Genomic DNA, 21,132 nt, shown 5'->3' with positions numbered 1-21,132 from the left:
CCTCGTCGCGCAGTCCTACGCCATCGGCGGCGATCCCGCCTCCCGTCCCGCCCCGGGGACGCCCCGGGCGCCCGTCCGGAGCGCTACGTTGCCCGGCGTGGACCCCACCGCACCGCTCCGGGCCGATGCGGTGTCCCGGGCCTTCCGCGAGGAGCTCCCGCCGCTCCGGCAGGCGGCCGTGCTGTCCTGGCTGGCCTTCGCCACGACGTTCGGCACGGTCCGGGCCATCACGTACAGCATCCGGGACGGCCGCGGCCCGTTCCGCGACGTCGCCCCCGGCGGGGTGCACCTGCACCACTACCTGTGGGGCATCGCGCTGCTGTCGGCGGTCGGCGGCGTGGCCGTCCGTGGGGAGGACCGCACCCGCCGGCACCCGCTCGTGGCGCTGGGCTACGGGACCGGGATGGCCCTGGTCGTCGACGAGTTCGCCCTCCTGCTGGACCTGCGGGACGTCTACTGGCAGCGCCAGGGACGGGTCTCCGTGGACGTCGGGGTCGGGGTCGTCGCGCTGGGCGGCACGGCCCTGGCAGCAGGGCCGGTGGTGCGCCGGCTGCTGCGTCCGCGCCCCGGCCGCTCCGCCGGGCCGGCGACACCCCCGGGCGGCCCGGCCCCGGCGGCGGGCAGCCCGCCCGGTGGGCGGACCGGCCGGGGACGTCCGCCGGGCTGACCGCACCCGCGCGGCTCAGCCGGCGGCGGGCGGCCGCGACCCGCCGGGGCCGGCGGCCGCCGCGACGACGTCCCGGCCCGGCCGGCCGAGCGCGACGGCCACGGCGGGGAACACGAGGACGGTGAGGACGCCGGCGCCGACCAGGGCGGCGGCGTTCTCCGGCAGCATCGTCCCGTTGCGCAGGCCGATCTCGGTCAGCGCCACCAGCACCGGGAGGGCCGTGGCCGTCACCAGGACCGTCTGGACCCGCTCGCGCCGGTCCAGCACGCCCCGGTAGACCACCAGCGCGGGCAGCCCCCGGACCGCGAGCATCAGGGCGAAGAAGAGCACGACCCGCAGCGGCGCCTCGGCGATCGAGCGGAGGTCGAGGGCCATGCCCGAGTAGACGAAGAAGACCGGGATGAAGAACCCGTAGCCGACGGCGTCCAGCTTCGACTCCAGGGCCGGCGAGGACGTGCCCACCCAGCGGCGGAGGACGACGCCGGCGAGGAAGGCGCCGAGCACGGCGTCGAGGTGGAAGCGGTCCGTGACGGCGATCAGTGCGACGAGCAGGAGGATCGTCCCGCGCAGGGTGATCTGGGCGGTCTCGTCCTGGCCCCGCGAGATCACCGTGGCGAGCCGGCCGCCCGCCCGGACCGCGCGGCGGGCCAGGCCGAGCAGGAGCGCGAGGACGGCGACGGCCCCGAGCGAGGCCAGCGCGGTGAACCGGTTCTGCGTGCCCAGGAACACGGCGATCGCCAGGACGGGGAACAGCTCCCCCACCCCTCCCGCCGCCAGCAGGCACCTCCCGAGCCGGCCGTGCAACAGGCCGTTGTCCCGCAGGATCGGCAGCAGGGTCCCCAGCGCGGTGGTGGTCAGGCCGAGGGCCACCGGCACGAAGGCCCGGACGAGGCCCGCTCCGGACAGCAGGGCGACCACGCCGATCGCGATCAGGACCGAGGCGGACCAGGCCACGACCGCGCGCCGGCCGGCGTCCTGGCCGAACAGCCGCAGGTCCACCTCGTAACCGGCGAGGAGGAAGACGAAGCCGAGGCCGACGTCGGCCAGCACCTGGACCTCGCCGGGCGTGCTGAGGTCCAGGACCCCCGGCCCGATCAGCACGCCGCCGGCGAGCAGGAGGACCACCTGCGGCACCGGCAGCCGCGGCAGCAACCCGACCACCAGCGGGGCCACCAGCGCCACTGCGGCGACGGCCACCAGCGTGTCGACCCCGAGAAGACCGTCCACCCGGTGCTCCCGTCGTCCGGCCCCGGCGCCGCCGCTCCCGACGCGAACCGGATTCTGCTCAGGACCTGCGGGCGGGTCCAGAGCGGGACGCCGGTGCGGCCGTCGTCGGGCCGGGGCGGCCCGGTCGCCGCGTCCGGCCTGCCGGGTGGGCCGCCCGGGCGTCGCGCAGCGTCGTCCCGTCACCCGGCCCGGTCATGCCGCGCCCGCCGGACCCGCCGGCGTCCCCCGGAGCCGACGCGTCCCCTCCCCCGGGACCGGCCCCGCTCGCGCCACGGTGTGCGCACACGACGCACAGGGCGGACCGCATGGACACGACAGGCACCGCAGGCCACGGGAGCGCCCGGTCCACCGAGGCGCAGGACACGCCGGCGACGGAGCCCGCCACGACGCCCCTGGCGCACGCGCCCGCCGCACCCGGCGGGGAGGACCACGCCCAGGAGGAGGTCACCGGGTACGAACGGTCCCCCAGCGACGTGCTTCGGACCGGCGTGCTGGCCGTCGCGACCCTCCTCGTGGCCCTGCTCGCCCGGTGGTCGCAGCAGGAGACCCGGGCGCTGGACGAGGACCTGGTGCAGCGGCTGGCCTCGGCGGCACCCACCCCGGAGCGGCTCGTGGCCGGTGCCTCCACGCTGCTGGTGGTCGCGGCGGTCGCCGCGGCCTGGGTCGTCCCGCTGGTGACGCGCCGCCCCCGGCTGTTCGGCCACCTGCTCGTCGGCGGCGCCCTCGCCGCCGCACTGGCGCGAGGGGTCGGGTGGGCCGTCGACGGCGGCGGCACCGACGTCCCGCTCCGCGGGCTCGCCCGGCCGGGAGGCCTCGACGACGCGCTGGCGGTGGACGGCCTGGCCGTCGCCGCGGCGTCGTTCGTGGTCCTCGCGCCCTCCGTGTCCCGCCGGTGGCGGCGCGCCGGGGCCCTGGTCCTCGCGCTGACGGCGCTGCTGCAGCTCCTGGCGCCCCCGGCGGTCCCGGCCACCCTGGGCCTGGCGCTCGTGCTCGGCGCCGCGGCCGGCTCCGGGACGCTCCTGGCGTTCGGCCGTCCCCTCGGCCGGCCGACCCGCACCGCCGTGGCCGCGGCTCTGGCCGGCAGCGGCCTCCAGCCGGTCGACGTGCAGCCGGCCTCGGTCGACGCCCGGGGGTCGGTCCCCTGGACCGCCCGACTGCGGGACGGGGACCAGGTGTTCGCCAAGGTCATGGGCGCCGACAACCGCGCCGCGGACCTGCTGTTCCGCGCCTACCGGTTCCTCCGGTTGAGGGACGTCGGGGACGAGCGGCCGTTCTCCTCCCTGCGCCGCACGGTCGAGCACGAGGCGCTGGTGTCGCTCCTCGCCCGGGACGCCGGTGCGCGCACGCCCCGGCTCCGGACCGTCGCCCCGGTGGGACGCGACTCGTGGCTGCTGGCCTACGACCTCGTCGACGGCACGACCCTCGACCGGCTGCCGGACACGGCCGCGACGGAGCCGGTCCTCCGCGGGATCTGGGACCAGCTGGCCGTCCTGCGCGGGCACGGCGTCGCCCACCGCGACCTGCGCCGGGCCAACCTCCTCCTCGACCGGTCGGGTGCCCCGTGGCTCCTCGACTGGGGGTTCAGCGAGGTCGCGGCCACACCCGCACTGCTCGACGCGGACGTCGCCCAGCTCCTCGTCGCCCTGGCGCTGCAGGCCGGCGTCGACCCCGCCGTCGACACCGCGGTCGCCCGGCTCGGACCGGAGGCGGTGGCCGCGTCGCTCCCCCGGCTGCAGCCGAAGAGCCTCAGCGGCGCCACCCGGGAGGCCGCGAAGCACCACGGGGACCTGCTCGGGGAGATCCGGACCGCCGTCTGCGCGCGGTGCGGTGTCCCCGAGCCGCGACTGGCGGACCTGGACCGCATCCGGCCGCGGACGCTCCTCGTGGGAGCGGTGCTGGTCCTGGTCGCCTACGTCCTCGTCCCGCAGCTCGGCGACGTCGCCGGCATGGCCGCGCGCGTCCGGGAGGCGGACTGGGCCTGGTCGCCGCTCATCCTGGCGACGTCCGCGCTGACCTACGTGGGGGCCGCCGTCAGCCTGGCCGGGGCGGTGCCGGCACGGGTGCGGGCGATCCCCACGCTCGTGGCCCAGCTCGCCTCCGCCTTCGCCGGCAAGCTGGCACCCGCCGGGCTCGGGGGCATGGCGCTGGACGTCCGCTACCTGCAGCGCAGCGGTGTGGACCTCCCGGTGGCGACGACGGCTGTCGGTCTCAGCTACGCGGCCGGGTCGGTCGTCCACGTGGTCCTGCTGCTGGTGTTCGGGACCTGGGCCGGCCGGTCGCTGCTCGGCTCCGTCCGGCCGGCCGGGTCGCCCGTCGTCGGGGGTGCCCTGGCGGTGCTCGTGCTCACCCTCGCCGCGTTCGCGGTCCCGGCCGTGCGGCGGTTCGTCGCCGCGCGGCTGGTGCCGCTGCTGCGCCGCTCCGTGCACGGCGTCGCCCACGTCCTGCGCAGCCCCGGCAGGCTCGCGCTGCTCCTAGGCGGGTCGGCCCTGACGACGCTCGGCTACCTGGCCTGCCTGTACCTGTCGACGCGGGCCCTCGGTGGCGGACCGGACCTGGCCACCGTGGGCGCGGTCTACCTCGTCGGCGCCGCCGTCGCCGCGGCCGCCCCGACGCCCGGCGGGCTGGGCGCCCTCGAGGCCGCCCTCATCGCGGGACTCGTCGGCGCCGGGATGGACCACACGACCGCCGTCCCGGCGGTCTTCCTCTACCGGATCGCGACGTTCTGGCTGCCGGTCCTGCCCGGGTGGGCGGCCTTCGGCTGGCTGCGGAGGTCGCACTACGTGTAGGCGCGAGGCAGGCCCGGACCCGGCCGCCGGACCCGGCCGCCGGCGGGTGGAGGTGCCCGTCGACACCACCCCCGGTGCAGGGTCAGCCCTGAGGACGGTCGAGGGTCCGCCTGCTGGTCCCGCCCCGGTCGCCGGGCCCACGCTCGGTCCTGTTCCCCTCACCTGACGGAGGCTCCCGTGTCCGGCACCGTGACCTGGGTGCGACAGCACCGGCTGACCAGCTTCTTCGCCCTCGCCTACGCGGTGTCGTGGACGCCCTGGGCGTTCGACGCGGCCGGGTTCTCGCTGGGCACCCCCTTCTTCCCCGGCGGGCCGCTCGTAGCGGCGCTCGTCGTCATCGCGGTCGTCGACGGCCGGCGGGGCTTCCGGGAGCTCGGCTCGCGGCTGGTCCGGTGGCGGGTCGGCTGGGTCTGGTACCTCGTCGCACTCGGCCTCCCCGTGCTGATGGTGCTCGTGACCGGACTCGTCACGTCCTGGACCGGCGCTCCCGCACCCGACCTCTCCTCGATCGTCTGGGCCGACGTGGCCCTGCTGCTGGCGCTCCGCGTGGTCAACCCGACCGACAGCGCGCTGGGCGAGGAGCCCGGCTTCCGCGGCTACGCCCTGCCGCACCTGCAGGACCGGCTGTCCCCGCTGGCGGCGGCCGGGGTGCTCGGCGTCCTGACCGCGGGCTGGCACCTCCCGCTGGTCGCCCTCGGCAACCTCGGCTGGATCGGGCTGCCCTCGACCGTGGTGATCACCTTCCTGTACGTCTGGCTGTTCAACCGGTCCGGCGGCAGCCTGCTCATGGCGGTGCTGTTCCACGCCAGCCAGGGGGCGTTCACCTTCGGCATGCTCGGCTTCGACGGCGCCGACGCCGACCGTGCCGCCTACGTCTACTTCGGCGTCCTCGTGGTCGCCGTGGCCGCCGTCGTGGGCCTGGACCGCCCGGCCTGGCGCAGGGCGCCGGAGTCGGCCGTCGACGCCGAGCGCGTCCCGGCCGGCGCCGGCCGCTGACGCGGTCCTCGCGACCGAGACGACACGCCAGGCCCGGGACGCCGACGTCCCGAGGCCGTGAGGTCCCGGACAGCGCCGCCGGCGCTCGTCCGGGGGGAGGATGTGCCAGGTGGACCAGCTCACGGTCCCCGAGGACCGGATCGAGACCCGGCCACCGCAGCGCGCACGGCGGTCGGTCCGGCGCCGGCCGCGGCGCCGTCCCTTCCGCTACACGCTGCCCGGCCTGGCGGGCGCACTGGTCCTCCTCTGCGTGTCGCTCACCCCGTCGCTGCTCCCGCGGACCGGGCTGACCCAGGGCCTGATCAGCGGCATCACCGCCGCCTTCGGCTACGGCGTCGGTGTGCTGGCCGCCGGCGCCTGGCGGGCGGTCGTGGACCGGGACGCGCGGCCCGCCCGGCGGCGCTCGTGGCTCGTCCTCGGCGGGGTCGCGCTCGTCTCCTTCGTCGCGGCGACCGCGTACGGCCGCTACTGGCAGGCCCGCATCCGGGAGCTGATGGACGCCCCCGCCGACAGCGCGCTGTCCGTGGTCGTGGTGCCGGCGGTCGCCGCCGTGGTCTTCGTCCTGCTCGTCGCGCTGGCCCGCGCGGTGCGGCGCGTCTGCGGCTCGATCGCGCTGCTGCTCGACCGGTGGATCGGCGCGCGCGCCGCCCGGGCGGTCGGCTGGGCCGTCGTCCTGGTGGGCTCGGCGCTCCTGCTCAGCGGGATCGTGGTCGACCAGCTGGTCGCGGCCGCCGACCGGGCCTTCTCCGTCCGCGACGGCCGGACCGACGAGGGAGTGGTCGCGCCCACCGGCGCCGAGCGCTCGGGCGGACCGGGGTCCCTGGTCGACTGGGGGTCGCTCGGCCGGGAGGGCCGCACGTTCGTGGGGACCGGACCCTCGGCCGGCGACATCGCGGCGTTCACCGGAGCGCCCGCGACACAGCCGGTGCGCGCCTACGCCGGGCTCGACTCCGCCCCCACCACCGAGCTGCGCGCCCGCCTCGCCGTCGACGACCTCGTGCGCGCCGGCGGCCTGGACCGCGCCGTCCTCCTGGTCGTCACGACCACCGGGTCGGGCTGGGTCGACCCCGGCGCGGTGGACCCCGTCGAGTACCTGGCCGGTGGGGACAGCGCCGCGGTGGCCATCCAGTACTCCTACCTGCCGTCCTTCGTCTCCTACCTGGTGGACAGCGACCGGGCCCGCGAGGCCGGGCGGGAGCTCTTCGACGCGGTGTACGAGCGCTGGAACCGGCTGCCGCTCGACGGGCGCCCGCGCCTGGTCGTGACGGGCGAGAGCCTGGGCTCGTTCGGCGGCGAGACCGCGTTCAGCGGCGAGTACGACCTGCGCAACCGGACGGGCGGGGCCGTGTTCGCCGGCCCACCGGAGTTCAACACGCTGTACCGGGAGTTCGTCAGCGACCGGGACGAGGGCAGCCCCGAGATCGAGCCGGAGTACCGGGACGGCCGCACGGTCCGCTTCACCGACGACCCCGGTGAGGAGATCGCGCCGGTCACCGAGCCGTGGGACGGCTCGCGCGTGCTGTACCTCCTGCACCCCTCCGACCCCGTCGTCTGGTGGACCCCGGAGCTCGTCTACGCCCGCCCGACCTGGCTGGAGGAGCACCGGGGCGAGGACGTCGTCGACGCGGTCCGGTGGATCCCGTTCGTCACCTTCTGGCAGGTGACGGCCGACCTGCCGTTCGCCGGCAACGTGCCGGACGGGCACGGGCACGTCTACCGGTCCCAGTACGTCGACGCCTGGGTGCACGTCCTGCAGCCGCCGGGCTGGGACGCCGAGCGGGTCGCGCAGCTGCGCGACCTCCTCGCCCGGGGCGGCTGACCACGGCGGGGCCGGACCGGGCGGTCACAGCCCCAGGGAGCCGGAGGCCGGGTCGGCCCACCGGCTGGAGGCGTCGTAGGAGCGGACGACGAGGGACCGCCAGCGGCCGGTGCGGCTGATCTCCTTCTCCGGCACGCCCTGGGCGTAGGCGGTGGTGGCGAAGCCGCGCCGCAGCGAGTGCGGGGACAGTCCCTCGGTGGAGACGCCGGCGCGCCGGGCGGCACGCTCGAGCACGAGGTCGACGCTGCGGGTGGTCAGCGGGGCCGTCCCGAGCCGCGGCGTGCGCCCCTTGCCGACCGACCGGAACAGCGGGCCGGAGGTGACGCCGTGCTCGGCCAGCGCGGCGAGCCAGGCCCGGACGGCGCGGACGGGGCAGGTCACCTCGCGGACCCCCTCGGCCAGGGCGAGGGTCTCCCCCGCGCCCTCCTGGTCGGTCTTGGAGAAGCGGAGCAGGACGTCGAGGCCGCCGTGCCCGGCCGGGGCGAGGTCCTCGATCCGCAGCCAGCACAGGTCGGAGGCGCGCAGGCCGAGGGCGTAGCCGACCAGGATCAGGGCGCGGTCGCGCCGGCCGGCGAGGGTGCCGGGGAGGTCCTCGACGAGGGCCCGCACGGTCGCGGTGTCCACCGCGCGGGCGCGGCGCGGCCGGTGGCCGGCGCGGACGGCGGTGCGGCGGATCCCGGCCAGGGTGCGCCGCACGCCCTCGCTGTCCCCCGGCGCCGGGTGCCCGGCCGAGCGGTGCGCGTCGTTGAGCGCCGACAGCCGCCGGGAGACGTAGCTCGGGCTGCGTCCCTCGTCGGCCATGGCGGCCAGCCAGGCGGCGACGGTCAGCGGGTCGGCGGGCAGCGCGGAGGACAGCGACCGGCCGGCGCACCAGGCCGCCCACGCCCGCACGTCGCGCGCGTAGGCGTCCCGGGTGGCGTCGGCCTGCGCCGCGGCGAGGTACGAGCCGACCGAGCCGAGGTCACCGGGCAGGAGCAGCCCGTCGTTCCCTGACGGCCTCGGGACGACGGCGGTATCCGCGACGTCGTCGTGCGAGCTGGTCGGGGACGTCACGGGGACCCCCCGGCTGGTGTCCAGTGGCACGATCCGTCGTCGTTGTCCTCTGGGCCGCTCACAGTGGTGTCGCCGCCAGCCGAGTGCACCATGATCGCTCGAGTCAGGAACCGATACCCCACCCTCGTCATCGGCTCGCTCATCAGCAGCACTCCCACTGGCGGACGTACTCAGCGGCCAGTGCGAGGAGGTCGGCGTTATTCTCTGCGTGGCCGACCAGGACGTTGCACCGGTGGCAGATCAGACTGCGCGTGACCCCTGAGGTGTGGCAGTGATCGACCACCAATTTGACCGTGTTGACCGCGGGTGAGCCATCGCGCCGGGGTCGCCCAGTGGTGAGCAGCGGCAGGTCGTCTTCGTGGGTACGGCACAGTGCGCAGCGGAAGCCCTGGTCTTCGCGCATCTGGTCGTACGTGGCAGCGGTCACGCCATAGCGGCGCTTGAGGTCCGAGTCGCGGCGAGTGTGCCGGTTGCGCTCCTCCCACCTCCGTTTGCTCTCGGCCACGACAACAACGGTGCAGGGGCAGGTACGCCATGTGCCCCGAGGCTGGCCACAGGTGTGCTCAATCCGGTTGCGCCCCATTTGCTTACCTCACAACTCCCTGCCGGATCGCTACCGATAAACACCTTATCTACGAAGCCATCGGGGACTGACTCGTGGGGTGTCCTGCCGTTCAGCTGATCGATGACATCAATGGATGCATGGTTGCATCTATGCATCTAACGTCCTGTCCATGACACAACCGGCAACGGACGGTTCCCCTGAGGACTGCGTGTTTCCCGGGTGCACGGAACCGCGCCGGCAACGGGTGCCGGGTCGGAGCGGACCGCCCCCGCGGTTCTGCGACCGACCCGACCACAACCCCGAGACGGCCCGCCGGGCCCGAACACGGGCGGCCGCACCACGGGCCGCCGGTGCGGTCGCCGCCGTATCAGCGCTGGCCGAGGACCTCCCCCCGGAGGGCCGGGTCCGGCAGCTGGTGGGCCGGTGGGCCACGGCGGCCCGCGAGGCCGCGGCCGCCGCCGAGGCGCAGTCCGCCCTGCTCACCGCCGCCCTCGAGGCCCTCGACCAGTACCGGGACGAGACGACCGTGGAGGCCCGGATCGCCCAGGCCCGGTCCGACGTCGACGCCGCCCACGCCGCGCAGCTGCGCGCCGAGGAGCAGGCCCGGCTGGCCGCGCGGTTCCGCGCCGAGGCCGAGGACGCACGGGAGAGGGCGGAGGAGGGACGACGGTCGGCGGAGGAGGCGCGGCAGGCGGCCGAGCGCGCCACCGGGGCCGCGCGGCGGACCGCCGAGCAGCAGGTCGCCGACGCCCGGGCCGAGGCCGCGCACCGGGTGGAGCTCGCCGAGGAGGCGCGCCGCGAGGCCGAGACGGCCCGCGCTCAGGCGGAGGCCGAGCGCGACCGGGCAGGCGAGGAACGGGCCGCCGCCCGGCAGCAGGCGCGCGACACCGAGACCCGGCTCCGGGCGGCCGAGCGCGACGCCGAGGAGGCGCGGCGGGCCGGGACCCGCGCCCGCGAGGACGCCGCCCGCGAGCACGACGCCCTCGTCGGGGCCCGCGCGCAGTGGGCCGTCACCGAGCAGACGCTCACCGCGACCGTCCGGACGCGGACGGCGGAGCGCGACGAGGCCGTCGCCGCCCGGGACGAGGCGCGGACCGCCGCGGCCACCGCGCGGGAGCAGGCCCGCGACGCCGAGCGGGAGCGGGACGAGGCCCGGCGCGCCGAGCAGGACGCGCGCTCCCGGGCGCAGGAGGCCACCGGCCGCGCGGCGGCCGCCGAGCAGGTCCGCCAGGAGGCGCTCACCGGGGCGGCGCGGACCGCCCAGCGCGCGGAGGACGCCGACCGGCGGGCGGCCGGGGCCGAGGCGACGGCGCGCCGCGCCAGCGAGCGGATCGGCGCCCTGACCGCCGAGGTCGGGGCCCTGACCGCCGAGGTCGAGGCCCTGCGCGCCCGGCCGGCCACCTGAGGAGGGCAGGGACCGCTCGCAGGGGTGCCCGGCGGGCCCCGGCCGGCCGCCGTCCGGCAGCCGACGGGGCGGCCCGTCCCGTCGGCGCTGGGGAACCCGTACAGTCGACCCCGGTCGCTGTCGTACCTCTGCTTCGTTCACGAACGTCCGCAGTCGTCTCTGCCTGACGTTCCTCTCGGTCCTGCCGGTCGGTGCGGCGACCCGGGACCGGCACTCCGCCGTCCTGACACCCCAGCACGGAAGAGAGAACGACATGACGCAGGGCACCGTGAAGTGGTTCAACGCGGAGAAGGGCTTCGGCTTCATCGAGCAGGACGGCGGCGGCGCCGACGTCTTCTGCCACTTCTCGGCGATCTCCGGGAGCGGCTACCGGTCGCTCGAGGAGGCGCAGCGCGTCGAGTTCGACGTCACGCAGGGCCAGAAGGGTCCCCAGGCGGAGAACGTCCGCGCGATCTGATCGCCGTCTGATCGCCCCGGTGGGGCACGGCGGGACTCCGCCGTGCCCCACCGGCACGTCGCGGGGCCGCTATGCGGCCGCGGCCGCCCGCCGGACGAGGTCGGCGACCGCGGGCTCCGCGGCCCGGCGGCCGGCGGCGAGGAACGACTCCGAGATGACCTCGTTCAGGCGGGCGCGCGACATCATGTCGTTGCCCATGACCTGCTGCTCGCGCGCACCCGGGGCGAAGACCACGGTCTCGATCCCCTCCGCCCGCAGCGCCCTGACCTCGCGGTCCAGCAGCCGGGTGGCGTGCCGGCGGGCCGCGGCGAAGAAGTCGGGGCGCCACCCGGCCGAGCCGCTCATCGGCGAGACCACGATGACGAGGTCCAGCCCGAGACCCCGGAGCACCGCCGCGTTCGTCGGGGAGTGCACCCCGCCGTCGACGTAGCTGCGGCCGTCGATGCGGACCGGCGCGAAGTACCCGGGCACCGAGCACGAGGCCGCGACGGCGAGGTGCAGCGGTGCCGGCGGCGTGCCGGGACGTCCGAAGACGACGCGGCGGCCGTCCCGCCGGCGGACCGCGGTGATCCACAGCGAGGCGGCCGGCCACCCCGGCGCCTTCTCCTCCAGCTCGCGCAGCGCGGCCAGCTGCTCGACGATGTCGTGCTGTCCCGGCGCCAGCAGGGTCATCCCGGCGGCCATCGGCCGGAACTGCCACGGCCGGGTCAGCGCCCGGTGCACCATCGACGGGCCCGGCAGCCGCAGCGGGCGGCGGAGCAGGTCGAGCGGGCGGAAGGGCGCCAGCTCGGGGACGGGCGTCGCGGCGACGGCGCGCATCACGTCGCCCTCACCGGACAGCGGCGCCTTCACCGTCCAGGCGGCGAGGTCCTCCGCCGAGACGCCGAGCCGCAGCAGGGTCCCGGTGATCGACCCCGCCGACGTCCCGACGACCACCTCGGCGCGGCGCGCGTCGAAGCCGAAGTCGTGCTCCAGCACCGCCAGCACGGCCGAGTGGTAGGCCTGCCCGACGACGCCACCGCCACCCAGCACCAGGCCGACGCGCGTCATGCGCCGAGCCTGTCACGCGCGCACCGCCTCCACCGGGTCGTCCCACTCCAGGTGGTGGTCGCGCACCCACGCCTGCGGGTCGCGCCGTCGCAGCACCAGCGGCATCACCAGGTCGCGCACCACGCGGCCCGCGGCGGGCGGCGCCTTCGCGCTGCTGGTCCGGAACCCCTGCGCGACGACCCGCTCGGCCCGGCGCCGACGCGCCCGCTCGTACGCCGGCAGCGCATCGGCCACGGGCAGGTCGCGCAGGCAGCGGGCCAGCACGACGGCGTCCTCCATGGCCAGCGAGGACCCCTGGCCGGCGGCCGGCGAGGTGGCGTGCGCCGCGTCGCCGACCAGCACCGTGCGCCCGTCGTGCCACCGGCGGACGGCGGGGACGTCGTAGGTGGTCCACCCGCGCAGCGCGTGCGGGGTGGCGTCGACGAGCCCGACCGCGGGTGAGCGGTCACCCCGGTGCAGGTCGCGCAGCAGCGCCCGCCACTCCGCGTCCGACCTGCCGGCGACCGCGTCGGGCGCCGGCTCCCGCGGCGCGGGCGGGTTGGCGAACCACCAGGTGCGCCCGTCCGGGGCCGGCAGCCAGCCGAAGAACGAGCGCCGGCCGAAGACCATCGTCAGCCGGCCAACCTCCGCACCGGCCGGTGCGTGCTCGGCGTAGCCGGCGGTGTTGAGCACCGGCACGAAGCGGGGCGGGGCGGCCTCCGGGTCCAGCAGGCCGCGCACGGTGGAGCGGACGCCGTCGGCACCGACGAGCAGGTCGGCGGACTGCGTCGTGCCGTCGGCGAAGGTCGCCGTCACGCCGCCGGGGCCGGTGGCCGCGGCGACCAGCCGGGAGCCGTGTCGGACGTCGATGCCGCGGCGCCGTGCCTCCTCGCCCAGCACCCGGTAGAGGTCCGACCGCCGCAACGACACGCCATCGGCGCCGTCCCGGCCCGTCGGCAGCGTCCCGAGCACCCGCCCGGTCCCGCTGCGGAACTCGATCACCGGCGTCGGGAAGCCGGCGTCCCGGACCGGCCGGTCGGCGTCGACCGCCCGCAGCGCGTCGAGGCCGTTGACCTGCACCCCGAGCCACGCGCCGACGTCGCCGTCGGGAGCCGGGTGCGCCTCGTGCACGGTGACGTCGATGCCCGCCTTCTGCAGGGCCATGGCGGTGACCGGGCCGGCGACACCGCCGCCCACCACGAGTGCCCTCATCCCGTCCCCCCGTCAGTCGGTCGCGTCGGCACGCAGCAGCGCACTGCCCGGTACCACCAGCCGGCGCACGTGCCGGTCGACGTCGTCCGGGCCCGGCGCCGGCTCGGCGTCGTCGAGCGCGCCGATGGCGTAGAAGTCCGTCGTCGCGGTGACGCTCTGCCAGCGCCACGCCAGCTCGCTCCCGCCCAGGTGCGGCAGCAGGGGCGCCAGGGCGGCGCAGTAGCGGTCGGCCGAGGCCCGCACCGCCGCCGCGCCGTTGGCCTCCCACCGCTCGCGCGGCTCGTCGAACAGCCGCGTGAACACGCGCGCGGCGTAGCGGCCCCGACCCGCGCACCGCAGCGCGACGATCGGCCGCACCCAGCCGTCGACCAGCCCCTCGACCCCGGCGGCGTCGGGCCGGGCCTGCAGCGCGCGCTCGCGGTCGGCGAGCACCTCGTCGACCACCCGGCGGCCCACCGCCGCCACGAGGCCCGCCTTGTCGCCGAAGTGGTAGCCCACGGCGGCGGCGTTGGCCACGCCGGCCAGGCGCAGCACCTGGCGCACCGAGGTGCCCGCCGGTCCGTGGACGGCCAGCAGCTGCTCGGCGGCGTCCAGCAGTCGCCCGGGGGTCGTGCACTGGGACATCCGGCCTCCGTGCTGGGCCCGCCTGACACGGGTGTGTCAATCGATCGTCTGGAACAGCATGCCGTCCGGACGATCCGGGGCCGACTCGGCCCTCTGCTCGCCGTCATGTGCGCAGCCCTCGCGCTGGTCATCGCCGCCGGCTCGTCGCCGGCCCTGGCCGTGCCGGAGGTCGCGGGCGCCACGGGGGCCTCGCAGACCGAGCTGACGGGGGCGGTCAACGCGTGCGCGCTGACCTTCGCCGCCCTGCTGCTGCCGCTCGGCATCGCCGCCGACCGCTTCGGGCGGCGCGCGGCGCTGCTGGCCGGGCTGGCCGCCTTCGCCGCCTGCAGCGCGGCGTCCGGGCTGGTCACCGACCCCGCGCACGTCGTCCTGCGGGGGCTGGCCGGGGCCGGGGGCGCGGCGGTCATGCCGGCCACGCTGTCGGTGCTGGTCGACGCCCACCCGCCGGAGCGCCGGGCCTCGGCGAGCAGCGTGTGGTCCGCGGTCTCCGGCGCCGGCGCGCTGCTGGGGCTGTCGCTCGCGGGCGTCCTCCTGGAGTTCGCGTGGTGGGGCAGCGTCCAGATCACCTTCGGCGCCCTGTCCGCCGCCGTCGCGCTGCTGTGCGCCGTGGTCGTCCCGCCGTCGCGCGACCCGGACGTGCCCCTCGACCCGCTCGGCGGCGCGCTGGCGCTCGGCGGCCTCGGGGGCCTCGTCCGGGGGATCATCGAGGGACCCGAGCGCGGGTGGACCGACGGGACGACCCCGACCGCCCTGGCCGCCGGGCTGGTGCTCCTCGCGGCCTTCGTCGTCCACGAGCTGCACAGCCGGCACCCCGTGCTCGCGTCCGCCTGTTCCGCGACCGCGGCCTGTCCGTGGGCAGCGCGGCGGTCGTCCTCCAGTTCGCCGCCGCGTTCGGCCTGTTCTTCCTCGCCCCGCAGTGGCTGCAGTACGTGCACGGGCAGTCCCCGCTGCACGCCGCGCCGTGGCTGGCGCCGATGGCGCTCGGCATCGCCCCCACCGCGCAGGTCACCCCGGTCCTGCTGCACCGCTTCGGCGCGCGCGCCGTGGCGGCGTGGGGCTGGGCCGGATGGCGGCCGGCCTGGTGCTGCTGACCCGCCAGGCCGACGGCGCGGCTCCGCTCCGGCACTCCGCGGCGACCGTGTTCGTCCTCGGCGTCGGTTTCGGGCTCGCCCTGACGCCCGGGACCGCGCTGATCATCGACGGCCTGCCCGCCGGCCGAGGGCACCACCGCACCCCCGGCCGGCACCGCGGCGACGGCTGCCCCGTGAGCGCGGCCCGGCGCCACGGCGGGACCGGGAGCGGTCGTGCGCACACCGCGCGGACGCCGTCCCCGCCCGGACGTCGGTACCGGCGGAGAGGATGCGCGCATGGTGGCCTTCTTCCTCCCCCGGGCGAGCGACGACGACCAGGCGGAACGGCTCTACGAGGCGCTCGCCGAGTTCGCCGGCTGCGAGCCCGCTCCCCCGGGACGGCGGGTGCAGGCGATCGCCTTCACCCAGGACGGCGCCCGGTGGGTCGCCGAGGTCGGGGAGGAACTGCGCGGGCAGCGGACCACGCAGCAGCTGCGCCGCGGCGAGCTCCTCGAGCGCACCGAGACGCTCACCGCCACCGCCCGGGTGCTCGCCGTCTACCCCGGCACGCCCTTCGTGGTCGTCACCGACGCGCAGCCGATCACCGGGACGCCGTCCGAGTGGGCCAACCCCTTCCCCGCCCAGCCGGACGACGTCACCTGGTTCGACGCCCCGTGAGCGGGGTGCCGTCCCGGCCGACCGGAGCCCCCCGCGCGGGCGCACGTACCGTTCCTGGGGTGTCGAGGCTCGCGGAATGGCAGGGAGAAGGCCGGGTAGTGGACCCGACGACGAGGGCGGCGCGTGAGAGGTCGGCCCTTCAGAGGACTGGACCCCACGGATGATCGGCCCACACATGAACGGCTCAGGCACGAACGGCAACGCCACGCACCGGTTCGGCAACACCGCCGTCCTGGCGCTGCAGACGGCCGACGCCACCCGGGTGGTCACCTCCGACGCGCTCGACGACGCGCTCGCCGGGACCTACCAGCGCGTCGGGCTGCGGCGCGGCCTGCTCGAGCGCCTGGCCGGCATCCGCGAACGCCGCTGGTGGGCCGACGGCGTCACCTTCGTCGACGGTGCCGCCGAGGCCGGCGCGAAGGCGATCAGCGAGAGCGGCGTCGACCCGGCCGGCATCGGCCTCATGATCAACACGTCGGTCAGCCGGAAGTACCTCGAGCCCTCGACCGCGGTGGCGGTCCACCACGCGCTCGGCCTGCCGCGCTCCTGCCAGAACTTCGACGTGACCAACGCCTGCCTGGGCTTCGTCAACGGCATGGAGCTGGCGGCCGCGATGATCGACTCCGGCCTGGTCGAGTACGCCCTCGTCGTCAACGGCGAGGACTCGCAGCCGGTGCAAGAGCGCACCCTCGACCGGCTCGACCAGCCGGGCACGACGTCCAAGGACGTGATCGCCCAGTTCGCCACCCTGACGCTGGGCTCCGGTGCCGTCGCCATGGTGCTGGGCCGCGCCGACCGGCACCCCGAGGGGCACCGTCTGGTCGCGTCGGTGAGCCGCGCGGGCACCGAGCACCACGAGCTGTGCGTCGGCGACAACGACCTCATGCGGACCGACCTCAAGGGCCTGCTCGACGCCGGCCTGGCGCTGTCCGAGGACATGTGGGCCGACGCCGCCGCCGACGTCGACTGGGCCGGCGGCATGAGCCGCTACATCGTCCACCAGGTCTCCAAGGTGCACACCAAGGCGATGTGCGACCGGTTCGGCATCGACCCCGCCCTGGTCCCGACGACGTTCCCGACGCGGGGCAACCTCGGCCCGGCGTCGGTCCCCTACACGCTGGCCGGCCAGCAGGACTCCCTCGCCGGCGGCGACCGCGTGCTCCTCATGGGCATCGGCTCGGGCCTCAACGTCTCCTGCCTCGAGCTCGCCTGGTGACGGCGGACGGCGCAGGGCAGTCGCCCTCCCCCGTCGTGCCGGCACTGCCCGGGCTGGACCCGGCGTGGTCCCGCACGCTCGCCGTCGCCGACGCCACGGGGGCCAAGCACACCTGGCACGTCCTCGACAACGGCGTCCAGGACCCGGTCGGCACGCTGCTGTGCGTCCACGGCAACCCGACCTGGTCCTACCTGTGGCGGCGGCTGCTCGCCGCGGCCCCACCCGGCTGGCGGGTGCTCGCCCCCGACCACCTCGGCATGGGGTTCTCCGACCGGCTGCCCGAGCCGCGGTCGCTGCGGCAGCGGGTGGCCGACCTCGGGGACCTCACCGCCGCGCTCGGCCTCACCGGCCCGGTGGTCACCGTCGGGCACGACTGGGGCGGCGTCATCTCCCTCGGCTGGGCGCTGGAGCACCGGCAGGACCTGCGCGGCGTCGTCCTCGCCAACACCGCCGTCGCCATGCCCGAGGGCGACCTCGGCCCGGCGCTCATCCGGATGGCGCACGCGCCCGGGGTGCGCGCAGCCGTCACCGTCGGCACCCCGGTGTTCGTCAAGGCGACGACGGCGCTGTCCCGCCCGGCGCTGCCGGCCGACGTCCGGCGCGCCTTCGCCGCGCCCTACCGGACGCCGGAGCGGCGGCGGGCGGTGGGCGACTTCGTCGCCGACATCCCCTTCGCCCCCGGCCACCCGTCCCGCCCGGTGCAGGAGGCGATCGCCGAGGGCATCCGCGGGCTCGACGTCCCGGCGCTGCTGCTGTGGGGTCCGCGTGACCCCGTCTTCGGCGAGCGCTACCTCGCCGACCTGCGCCGCCGGATGCCGCAGGCCCGGCTGCACCGCTACGAGGGCGCCTCGCACCTGCTGCCCGAGGACGCCCCGCAGTACGCGCAGGCCGTGGCGCAGTGGGTCATCGACCTCGGGACCCCGCCGACCCCGCCGGCCCGCCCGGCGGTCGACGCCGGGCGCCGCCTCTGGACGGCGCTGGACGAGCGGTCCGCCGACGACGTCCCCGCGGTGGTCGAGGTCGGCGGCACGACGGTGACCTGGGCGGCGCTGGCCTCCCGCGTGCTGCACCTGGCCGCCGGGCTGGCCGCCGCCGGCGTCCGCCCCGGGCAGCGCGTCGCCCTGCTCGTGGAGCCCTCGGCCGACCTCACCGCCGCCGTGTACGCCGTCTGGCGCGCCGGCGCCGTGGTCGTCGTCGCCGACAAGGGCCTCGGGTTCGCCGGCATGCGCCGCGCGCTGCGCAGCGCGGCCCCCGACGCCGTGATCGGCGGCCGGCCGGGGCTGGCCGCCGCCCGCCTGATGCGGCTGCCCGGCACCCGGATCGCGGCCGGCCGGCCGGGCCGGGCGGGGCGGGGCGCGCTCGGCGCGGCGCACACGCTCGACGAGCTGGAGGCCCTCGGCCGGTCCGCGCCGCTGCCCGCGGAGGTCCCGGTCGACGACGACTGCGCGGTGCTGTTCACCTCCGGCGCCACCGGGCCGGCCAAGGGCGTCGTCTACACGCACCGCCAGGCCGCCGCCCAGCTCGAGCTCGTGCGCTCCACCTACGCCCTGACCGCCGGCGACCGGCTGGTGGCCGCGTTCGCGCCGTTCGCCATCCTCGGGCCCGCGCTCGGCATCGGGTCCGCCGTCCCCGACGTCGACGTCACCGCACCCGGCTCGCTGACCGCGGCCGCCCTGGCCGACGCCGCGGCCGCCGTCGACGCGACCGTCGTCTTCGCCTCCCCCGCGGCGCTGCGCCGGGTCGCGGCAACCGCGCCGGACCTGTCGGCCGGGCAGCGGGCGGCGCTGTCCCGCATCCGGCTGCTCATGTCCGCCGGCGCCCCGGTCCCGGCGTCGCTGCTGCGCTCGCTGCGGGCGGTCCTCCCGGCCGCCGACGCGCACACCCCCTACGGCATGACCGAGGTCCTCCCGGCCACCGACGTCTCGCTGGCCGGCATCGAGGCCGCCGGGGACGGCGAGGGCGTGTGCGTGGGCTCCCCCCTGGCGGGGGTCACCGTGCGGGTCAGCCCGCTGGCGCCCGAGGGGATCGCCGACGGCGAGCTCACCGACCGCCCCGGCGTGACGGGCGAGGTCTGCGTCCGGGCCGCGCACGTCAAGGACCGCTACGACGCGCTGTGGGCGCTCGAGCGGGCGGCGTCCCGGGACCCGGGCTGGCACCGCACCGGCGACGTCGGCCACCTCGACGCCGACGGGCGGCTGTGGATCGAGGGCCGCCTGCAGCACGTGGTCACCACGGCTGCGGGCGTCGTGACCCCGGTCGGGATCGAGCAGCGGGTGGAGCGGGTCGACGGCGTGTCGGCCGCGGCCGCCGTCGGCGTCGGCCCGGTCGGGGCGCAGGTCGTCGTGGTCGTCGTCGTGCCGTCGGACCGCCCGCGAGGCCGCCGCCGGCGGCGGATGGACCTGGCCGGCCCGGACCTGGCCGACGCCGTGCGGGCGGCCGCCGGGGTCGACGTCGCGGCGGTGCTGACCACCGCGGAACTGCCGGTGGACGTCCGCCACCAGTCGAAGGTCGACCGCACCGAGGTCGCCCGCCGGGCCGCGTGCGTGCTGGCCGGCGCCCGCGCCCCGCGGCGCGCCCGCCGGTCGTGAGGGTCCTGGTCACCGGCGCGAGCGGGATGCTGGGGCGGGCCGCCGCCACCGCGCTGCTCGGGCGCGGCGACGAGGTGACCGTCCTGCAGCGCCGTCCCTCCGGACTGCCGTGCCGGGAGGTGCTGGGCGACGTCGCCGACCCGGCGGTGGTCGGCCGCGCCGTCCGGGGCCAGGACGCCGTGCTGCACCTGGCCGCGAAGGTCGACGTCACCGGCCCGTGGTCGGAGTACGCGCACGCCAACGTCGGCGGCACCCGCGCCGTCGTCGACGCCTGCCGCGCGGCCGGCGTCGGCCGGCTGGTGCACGTCTCCTCCCCGTCCGTGGCGCACGCCGGCACGGCGCTGACCGGCGTGGGCGCCGAGCCGGCCGACCCCGCCCGGGCCCGCGGCCGCTACTCCCGGTCCAAGGCGCTGGCCGAGCTCGACGCGCTGGCCGCCGACTCCGCCGCGCTCGCCGTCCTGGTGGTCCGCCCGCACCTGGTGTGGGGCCCGGGCGACACCCAGCTCGTCGAGCGCGTCGTCACCCGCGCGCGGGCCGGGCGGCTGCCGGTGATCGGCTCGGGCGCGGCGCTCATCGACACGACCTACGTCGACAACGCCGCCGCGGCCCTGGTCGCCGCCGTCGACGCCTGCGGACCCGTGCACGGCGAGGCCCTCGTCGTCTCCAACGGGGAGCCCCGACCCGTCGCGGAGGTCGTCGCCCGGCTCTGCCGGGCCGCCGGGGTCCCGGGACCGCGCCGGCGGGTGCCGTTCGGCCTGGCCTACGTGGCCGGCGCCGCGGTCGAGGGGGTCTGGGAGGCGACGCGGCGGCGCACGGTCCCGCCGGTCACCCGCTTCCTCGCCGAGCAGCTCGCGACCGGTCACTGGTTCGACCAGCGGCGCACCCGCACCGCCCTCGGGTGGCGCCCGCACGTCCCCCTCGACGAGGGCTTCTCGCGCCTGGCCGTCTGGTACGCCGCGGCCTAGCGACGGGCGAGGACGGCCAGGGCGAGCGCGCCGCCCCAGCCGGCCACCACGACCGGCGTCTCGACCGGGTCGGCGCCGCCGGGGCGGAGCCGGGCGCGGGTCCACCGTTCGCTCGGGTAGCCCACCGACAGGCCGGTGCCCAGCCACCGCAGCACCCAGCGGGCCCGGTCGTCGGACCCGGCGCCGGGCCCGCGGAGCAGCCGGGCGGTGGCCCACAGCTGCGGCACGAGCAGGTACGGCGGGGCGCTGTAGGCGGTGCCGAACCACAGCCAGTCCCGCACGAGGTGCTCCGGGCTCCCCGCCACGAACGGGACGTCGAAGTGCCGGCGCCGCCGCAGCGCGACGACGTGACCCGCCAGCTGCGCGGCCAGCTGGACCGAGGAGACCGCCGCGAGCGTCGACCGGTGCGCCATGCCGCCGCACCGTAGGGCCGCGGGCCCGCCACGGGTGGTCCCGCCGCTCCGCGGTGCGCGCGGCGGGCCGGTCGGGGACCGTGGGGGCACGGTCCGCGCAGGACCGGACCCCCGTCGACGGCGGACACCGGCCGGGGCGCAGGTGCGGACGGCGAGGAGGCCGGGTGGGCGGGGACGGCACCCACAGGCACGGCGGGGAGTCGTTCCGGCGGTTCGTCCGGTTCGCCGCCGAGCGGCGCGCCGTCCTGCTGTCGACCGCGCTGCTGCTGACCGGTGACCGCGGCGCGGCCGAGGACCTCGTGCAGCGCACGCTCACCCGTGCCCGGCGGCGGTGGCGGCGGATCGCCGGGGACCATCCGGTG

Annotated in this window: 18 protein-coding genes and 1 pseudogene; 12 read left to right on the top strand and 7 right to left on the bottom strand. The window is 77.3% G+C overall.

Annotated features, from left to right (window positions below; all coding sequences use genetic code 11):
* The first annotated feature begins 97 nt into the window (after nt 1–97).
* Complete coding sequence (locus JOD57_RS24310) at nt 98–667, top strand: hypothetical protein (RefSeq protein ID WP_204694374.1); 570 nt, start codon at nt 98–100, stop codon at nt 665–667.
* A gap of 15 nt (nt 668–682) precedes the next feature.
* Here JOD57_RS24310 and JOD57_RS24305 read toward each other — a convergent pair whose 3' ends face one another.
* On the bottom strand, nt 683–1,894 hold the full coding sequence (locus JOD57_RS24305) for a cation:proton antiporter (protein ID WP_204694373.1): 1,212 nt from the start codon (nt 1,892–1,894) through the stop codon (nt 683–685).
* Nucleotides 1,895–3,081: 1,187 nt separating this feature from the next.
* Between JOD57_RS24305 and JOD57_RS27395 the strand changes: the two genes are divergently transcribed.
* From JOD57_RS27395 to JOD57_RS24290, 3 genes are all read left to right on the top strand, one after another.
* The gene (locus JOD57_RS27395) at nt 3,082–4,680 is read left to right on the top strand and encodes a lysylphosphatidylglycerol synthase domain-containing protein (RefSeq protein WP_372440307.1); all 1,599 of its coding nucleotides are present in this window, start codon (nt 3,082–3,084) and stop codon (nt 4,678–4,680) included.
* A 177-nt stretch (nt 4,681–4,857) separates the two neighbouring features.
* Nucleotides 4,858–5,676 (top strand): CPBP family intramembrane glutamic endopeptidase, encoded by an 819-nt coding sequence (locus JOD57_RS24295; protein WP_204694371.1) that lies wholly within the window; start codon nt 4,858–4,860, stop codon nt 5,674–5,676.
* 109 nt (nt 5,677–5,785) lie between these two features.
* Nucleotides 5,786–7,495, top strand: coding sequence for an alpha/beta hydrolase (locus tag JOD57_RS24290; protein WP_204694370.1), 1,710 nt, complete (start codon nt 5,786–5,788; stop codon nt 7,493–7,495).
* Between the two features lie 24 nt (nt 7,496–7,519).
* Here JOD57_RS24290 and JOD57_RS24285 read toward each other — a convergent pair whose 3' ends face one another.
* Both JOD57_RS24285 and JOD57_RS24280 read right to left on the bottom strand, forming a co-directional pair.
* Nucleotides 7,520–8,548, bottom strand: coding sequence for a site-specific integrase (locus JOD57_RS24285; protein WP_204694369.1), 1,029 nt, complete (start codon nt 8,546–8,548; stop codon nt 7,520–7,522).
* A gap of 142 nt (nt 8,549–8,690) precedes the next feature.
* A complete protein-coding gene (locus JOD57_RS24280) occupies nt 8,691–9,053 on the bottom strand; it encodes an endonuclease domain-containing protein (protein ID WP_204694368.1) in 363 nt (120 codons plus the stop codon).
* A 475-nt stretch (nt 9,054–9,528) separates the two neighbouring features.
* Here JOD57_RS24280 and JOD57_RS24275 point away from each other — a divergent pair, with 475 nt between their 5' ends.
* Together JOD57_RS24275 and JOD57_RS24270 are read left to right on the top strand one after the other, a co-directional pair.
* Nucleotides 9,529–10,518, top strand: a complete 990-nt coding sequence (locus JOD57_RS24275; protein WP_204694367.1) for a hypothetical protein — start codon at nt 9,529–9,531, stop codon at nt 10,516–10,518.
* Nucleotides 10,519–10,771: 253 nt separating this feature from the next.
* Nucleotides 10,772–10,975 carry a cold-shock protein gene (locus JOD57_RS24270; RefSeq protein WP_204694366.1) on the top strand — a complete coding sequence of 68 codons (204 nt, stop codon included), beginning with the start codon at nt 10,772–10,774 and terminating at the stop codon, nt 10,973–10,975.
* A gap of 69 nt (nt 10,976–11,044) precedes the next feature.
* Here the strand turns inward: JOD57_RS24270 and JOD57_RS24265 are convergent, their stop codons facing one another.
* Genes JOD57_RS24265 through JOD57_RS24255 form a run of 3 tightly spaced genes read right to left on the bottom strand, consistent with a single transcriptional unit; the run spans nt 11,045 to nt 13,840 of the window.
* Nucleotides 11,045–12,025 (bottom strand): patatin-like phospholipase family protein, encoded by a 981-nt coding sequence (locus JOD57_RS24265; RefSeq protein ID WP_204694365.1) that lies wholly within the window; start codon nt 12,023–12,025, stop codon nt 11,045–11,047.
* 12 nt (nt 12,026–12,037) lie between these two features.
* Nucleotides 12,038–13,216: an FAD-dependent monooxygenase gene (locus JOD57_RS24260; RefSeq protein ID WP_204694364.1), complete on the bottom strand. Its 1,179-nt coding sequence runs from the start codon at nt 13,214–13,216 to the stop codon at nt 12,038–12,040.
* A 12-nt stretch (nt 13,217–13,228) separates the two neighbouring features.
* Entirely contained in the window at nt 13,229–13,840 is a 612-nt protein-coding gene (locus JOD57_RS24255) for a TetR/AcrR family transcriptional regulator (RefSeq protein WP_204694363.1), read from the bottom strand.
* Between the two features lie 105 nt (nt 13,841–13,945).
* Here JOD57_RS24255 and JOD57_RS27390 point away from each other — a divergent pair.
* The 6 genes and pseudogenes from JOD57_RS27390 to JOD57_RS24225 all read left to right on the top strand — a co-directional run.
* A pseudogene (locus JOD57_RS27390) lies at nt 13,946–14,470 on the top strand (MFS transporter); the annotation flags it as partial.
* 221 nt (nt 14,471–14,691) lie between these two features.
* On the top strand, nt 14,692–14,931 hold the full coding sequence (locus JOD57_RS24245; RefSeq protein WP_204694362.1) for a hypothetical protein: 240 nt from the start codon (nt 14,692–14,694) through the stop codon (nt 14,929–14,931).
* Nucleotides 14,932–15,207: 276 nt separating this feature from the next.
* Nucleotides 15,208–15,588: a hypothetical protein gene (locus JOD57_RS24240; RefSeq protein ID WP_204694361.1), complete on the top strand. Its 381-nt coding sequence runs from the start codon at nt 15,208–15,210 to the stop codon at nt 15,586–15,588.
* Between the two features lie 175 nt (nt 15,589–15,763).
* Nucleotides 15,764–16,804: a 3-oxoacyl-ACP synthase III gene (locus tag JOD57_RS24235; RefSeq protein ID WP_204694360.1), complete on the top strand. Its 1,041-nt coding sequence runs from the start codon at nt 15,764–15,766 to the stop codon at nt 16,802–16,804.
* Nucleotides 16,805–16,839: 35 nt separating this feature from the next.
* Nucleotides 16,840–19,392 carry an alpha/beta fold hydrolase gene (locus JOD57_RS24230; protein WP_307824911.1) on the top strand — a complete coding sequence of 851 codons (2,553 nt, stop codon included), beginning with the start codon at nt 16,840–16,842 and terminating at the stop codon, nt 19,390–19,392.
* On the top strand, nt 19,389–20,357 hold the full coding sequence (locus JOD57_RS24225) for an NAD-dependent epimerase/dehydratase family protein (protein WP_204694359.1): 969 nt from the start codon (nt 19,389–19,391) through the stop codon (nt 20,355–20,357). The genes JOD57_RS24230 and JOD57_RS24225 overlap by 4 nt, the downstream gene beginning before the upstream one ends.
* On the opposite strand, the gene JOD57_RS24220 is transcribed toward JOD57_RS24225, so the two are convergent.
* Nucleotides 20,354–20,770, bottom strand: a complete 417-nt coding sequence (locus JOD57_RS24220; protein WP_204694358.1) for a hypothetical protein — start codon at nt 20,768–20,770, stop codon at nt 20,354–20,356. The genes JOD57_RS24225 and JOD57_RS24220 overlap by 4 nt on opposite strands.
* Between the last annotated feature and the right edge of the window lie 362 nt (nt 20,771–21,132).

Origin of the sequence: Geodermatophilus bullaregiensis, assembly GCF_016907675.1 — a bacterium.
GTDB lineage: Bacteria > Actinomycetota > Actinomycetes > Mycobacteriales > Geodermatophilaceae > Geodermatophilus > Geodermatophilus bullaregiensis.
This window is presented reverse-complemented; position numbering and strand designations above follow the sequence as displayed.